This window comes from Stenotrophomonas sp. P5_A9 (genome assembly GCF_056400525.1).
In genome coordinates, this window is sequence record NZ_JBFULC010000120.1 from 1 (window position 1) to 4470 (window position 4470).

3 protein-coding genes are annotated in these 4470 nt (G+C 67.1%); all 3 read right to left on the reverse strand.

Going from position 1 to position 4470, the window contains the following annotated elements; genetic code table 11:
- Positions 1 to 187: 187 nt before the first annotated feature.
- Positions 188 to 1147: an acetyl-CoA carboxylase carboxyltransferase subunit alpha gene (locus tag AC1DR7_RS20005; RefSeq protein ID WP_256776817.1), complete on the reverse strand. Its 960-nt coding sequence runs from the start codon at positions 1145 to 1147 to the stop codon at positions 188 to 190.
- Between the two features lie 113 nt (positions 1148 to 1260).
- Positions 1261 to 2133, reverse strand: coding sequence for a hypothetical protein (locus AC1DR7_RS20010; RefSeq protein WP_457319757.1), 873 nt, complete (start codon positions 2131 to 2133; stop codon positions 1261 to 1263).
- 31 nt (positions 2134 to 2164) lie between these two features.
- On the reverse strand, positions 2165 to 4470 hold a 2306-nt coding region (dnaE, locus tag AC1DR7_RS20015), incomplete at its 5' end, for a DNA polymerase III subunit alpha (RefSeq protein ID WP_478076649.1).

Consider the following 4470-nt stretch of genomic DNA (forward strand, 5'->3'; position numbering starts at 1 on the left):
GCTGCCGTTGCGGTTGCCGCAGCAGCCACCTTCCCGGTAGTGCCGGCCGCTGGCCGGCTCTCCCCAACGTGTCCAGCGGTATCGGGAGCCGGCCAGCGGCCGGCACTACCGGGAAGGTGGCTGCTGCGGCAACCGCAACGGCAGCCGACCAACGGTCGGCTCTACCTTTTGCCGATCGAGCCGCGGCTCAGACCGTTTCGTAGGTGCCGTAGCTGCGCAGGCGCGTGTAACGCCTGGCCAGCAGTTCGTCCACCGACAGCTTCTGCAGTTCGTCCAGTTCGTTGAGCAGCACGGCCTTCAGGCGCTTGCCCATCTGGTTCGGGTTGCGGTGGGCGCCGCCGGTCGGCTCGCGCACCACCTTGTCGATCAGGCCCAGGCCCTTCAGGCGCGGGGCGGTCATGCCCAGCTGCTCGGCGGCGTCCTTGGCCTTGCCGGCGTCCTTCCACAGGATCGAGGCGCAGCCTTCGGGGGTGATGGTGGAATACACGCTGTATTCCAGCATCACGGTGCGGTCGCCCACGCCCAGCGCCAGGGCGCCACCGGAGCCGCCTTCGCCGATCACGGTGCAGATCACCGGCACCTTCAGCTCGGCCATTTCCAGCAGGTTGCGCGCGATCGCTTCGGACTGGCCGCGCGATTCGGCGTCGATGCCCGGCCAGGCGCCGGCAGTGTCGATCAGGGTCAGCACCGGCAGGCCGAAGCGTTCGGCCATCTTCATCAGGCGCAGCGCCTTGCGGTAGCCCTCCGGCTTGGGCATGCCGAAGTTGCGCTTGATCTTTTCCTTGGTGTCGCGGCCCTTCTGGTGCCCGATCAGCATCACCGACCGGCCACCGATGCGGGCCAGGCCGCCCATGATGGCCTTGTCGTCGGCGAAGGCGCGGTCGCCGGCCAACTCCTGGAACTCATCGCAGAAGATGCGGATGTAGTCGGCGGTGTACGGGCGCGAGGGGTGGCGGGCCAGCTGCAGGATCTGCCACGAGGACAGGTTGCGGAAGATCTGCGCGGTGCGCACGCGCAGCTTGTCCCGCAGGGCATGCACCTCGGCCTCGACATTGACCGCAGGGCCTGCGCTGGCACTGCGCAGTTCCTGGATCTTCGCCTCCAGATCAGCGATGGGTTGCTCGAAGTCGAGGTAGTTCGGATTCATCGGAAACCGTCGTGAAGAAAAGAGGGAAAGTGTAGCCGAATGCGCCGAAAAGCCCCGTACGCCCTCGTCTGGAAACCGACGGTAGCGCAGCGGGGCGGGGCGCGCCAGTCAGCTCAGGGCACCACCAGCGCGGCACTGCCCATCAGGGTGCTGCGGGTTTCGACGAAGGTGTTGTAGGCCTTGTTGGCGTCGACCGGCAGGCCCGAGCCCAGCGCGGCGGTGGCGACGGTAAAGGCGATCTGCGCCTGCAGCGCTTCCTGCTGCAGCTGCAGCTGGGCGTCGGCCGTGGTGGCCCGGAGGTAGCGCGCGTACAGCTCACGCAGGGGGCCGGCATGGGCGTCGAAGACCGGGTCCAGCGGCGGCAGCGTGGTCGGGGCGGCCTCCAGCGTGTAGTGCGGGGGCTGGTAGCCGGCCGGCTGCTGGCGTCGGTAGGCGCCGGGCTGGCCCGCATTGCCTTCGGCGTAGGCGATGAAGTCGGCGGCGGTGAAGATCTTGGTGCTGATCCGGCCGCCGGTCTCGTCCACATGGGCCACGGTCTGTTCGTCCGGGAACGGCTCGCGCACGCCAAACGTCCAAGCCTGGTCGATGAACAGCGCATGGGTGGTGCTGTACGGACCGTCGAAGCCGACCCCGCCCAGTTCGATGTGGTTGCCGGGGGCGCCGAAGTGCTTGAGCTTGTCTTCGTCGGTGACGTAAATTTCGCTGGCGATCACGTACTCGCCCAGGGTCGGGTTGATCAGGCCGCCCTTGCCACGCGCGTACACGATGAACCGCACATCGCCCAGCGCCGGGGTCTGCAGGTGGTGTTCGCCGGGCTTGAGCTTGACCGGGCGCGAGGCGTGCGCGGCGATTGGCAGTTCGTTGCCGTCGATGCGCAGGGTCAACGGTGTATCGCCCGGGTTGTCGATCTCGAAGGTCTGGGACGGGCTGGAACAGCCGGTGACGGCAACGGCTGCGAGCAGCAGCACGGTCAAACGCTTGATCAAAACAAAGTACCTGTAGTGCGGAGGGCGCGGGTCAGTTGGCCCACGGCGGGCTGTAGCGCACCTTCAGGGTGCGCACGGCGGGATCGGCGCGCAGGGCGTCGACCAGGTGGCTGTCCACGCGCACGGCGGTATCGCCGGCCACGTCGAGCATGCCGGCCACCGGTCCCTGTTCGGAACCGAGCAGCAGATCCAGGCGCAGTGGTGTGCGGCCGGGGCGGTGACGGTCCAGCAGCGCGTTGATGCGCGACCACGCCGGGTCGCCCTGGCGCAGGTCAAGGCGCAGCGACAGACGCGTGGCGTAGTTGGCGCACACCTCGTCGTAATCCCAGCACTGGCGCAGGCGCAACGCGTAGCCGCCGTTGAATTCGTCTTCGCGCAGGCCACCCTTGACGATCAGGATGCGGTCCTTGGTCATCAGGTGGCCGAATTCGGCCAGGCCGTCGGTGAAGGCACTGCACTCCACGCGGCCCTTGCTGTCTTCCAGCTGCATGAAGACCTGGCTTTCGCCCTTGCGGCGCACGCCGACCACCTGGCCGGCCAGGATCACCGGGGTTTCCTGGCGCCACGCGCGCTTCTCCCCGTCCTTGCTCGGGCGCGCCGGCGGGATCAGGCGTTCGAGCATGCCCAGGTCGGTGCCGACCAGTTCCTTGACGTCCTCGGCATAGGGATCGAACGGGTGGCCGCTCAGGTAGAAGCCGAGCGTGTCGCGTTCGCCATCGAGGAGCTGGCCCAGTGCCCATTCCTTGGCTTCGGGCAGGTCCAGCTGCATCGCGGTGCTCTTCGGGCTGGGCGCGCCGAACAGCGAATTCTGCCCGGAGGCCTTCTCGCGGGTGATCTGGTCGGTGGCCTTGAGCACTTCAGGCAACTGCAGCATCAGCGAGGCGCGGTTCTTGCCCAGGCCGTCCATCGCGCCGCAGTTGATCATCGCTTCGAGCGTGCGCCGGTTGAGCTTGCCCGATTCGGCGCGCATGCAGAAATCCAGCAGCGATTCATACGGACCACCGCGCTGGCGCTCTTCCACCACCGCTTCGCATGCGCCCTGGCCGACGCCCTTGATCGCGCCGAGGCCGTACTGGATGGTGTCGGCGCTGGACGCTTCGAACATGTAGGCGGACGCGTTGACCCGCGGCGGCAGCACGGTCAGGCCGAGGTTGCGCACCTCCGCCAGGAAGCCGACCACCTTGTCGGTGTTGTCCATGTCCGAGGACAGCGTCGCGGCCATGAACTCGGCCGGGTAGTGGCGCTTGAGCCAGGCGGTCTGGTAGCTCACCAGCGCGTAGGCGGCGGCGTGCGACTTGTTGAAGCCGTAGCCGGCGAACTTTTCCATCAGGTCGAAGATCGCGTCGGCCTTGGCCTCGCTGACCCCGTCCTTGGCCGCACCTTCGCGGAAGATCTCGCGATGCTTGGCCATTTCGGCCGGCACCTTCTTGCCCATCGCGCGCCGCAGCAGGTCCGCGCCGCCCAGCGAGTAACCGCCGACGATCTGCGCCATCTGCATGACCTGCTCCTGGTACACCATGATGCCGTAGGTGTCTTTCAGGATCGCTTCGGTGCGCGGATCGGGATAGATGATTTCTTCCTGCCCGTGCTTTCGCGCGTTGAAGGAGGGAATCAGGTCCATCGGGCCGGGGCGGTACAGCGACACCAGCGCGATGAGATCTTCGAAGCGGTCGGGGCGCGCGTCTTTCAGCAGGCGGCGCATGCCTGAGGATTCGAACTGGAACACCGCGCCGGTATTGCCGTTGGCGAAGATGTCCTTGTAGGTGGCCGCGTCGTCCAGCGGCAGCGCGGTGATGTCCACCGGCGGAATGCCCGCGCGCTCGTGGCGCTTGTTGATCGCCTTGACCGCCCAGTCGATGATCGTCAGCGTGCGCAGGCCGAGGAAGTCGAACTTGACCAGGCCGATTTCTTCGACGTCGTTCTTGTCGAACTGGGTGACCGGGTTGCGGCCGCGGCCGCCTTCGTCGTGTTCGGCGAACAGCGGGCAGAACTCGGCCAGCGGTTCGGGCGCGATCACCACGCCACCGGCGTGCTTGCCGGCATTGCGGGTGAGGTCTTCGAGCTGGCGGGCCAGGTCGATCAGGTCGCGGACATCGTCTTCGTTCTGGTAGCGCTGGATCAGCTCCGGCGAGGCCATTTCCGAATCCTTGCCTTCGCCCATGGCGTCCTTGAGCGAGATGCCCAGGATGTTGGGGATCAGCTTGGAGACGCCGTCGACCAGGCCATACGGGAAGCCGAGCACGCGCCCGGAGTCGCGCACCACGGCCTTGGCGGCCATGGTGCCGTAGGTGATGATCTGGCTGACGCGGTCGCGGCCGTACTTGCGCGCGACGTAGT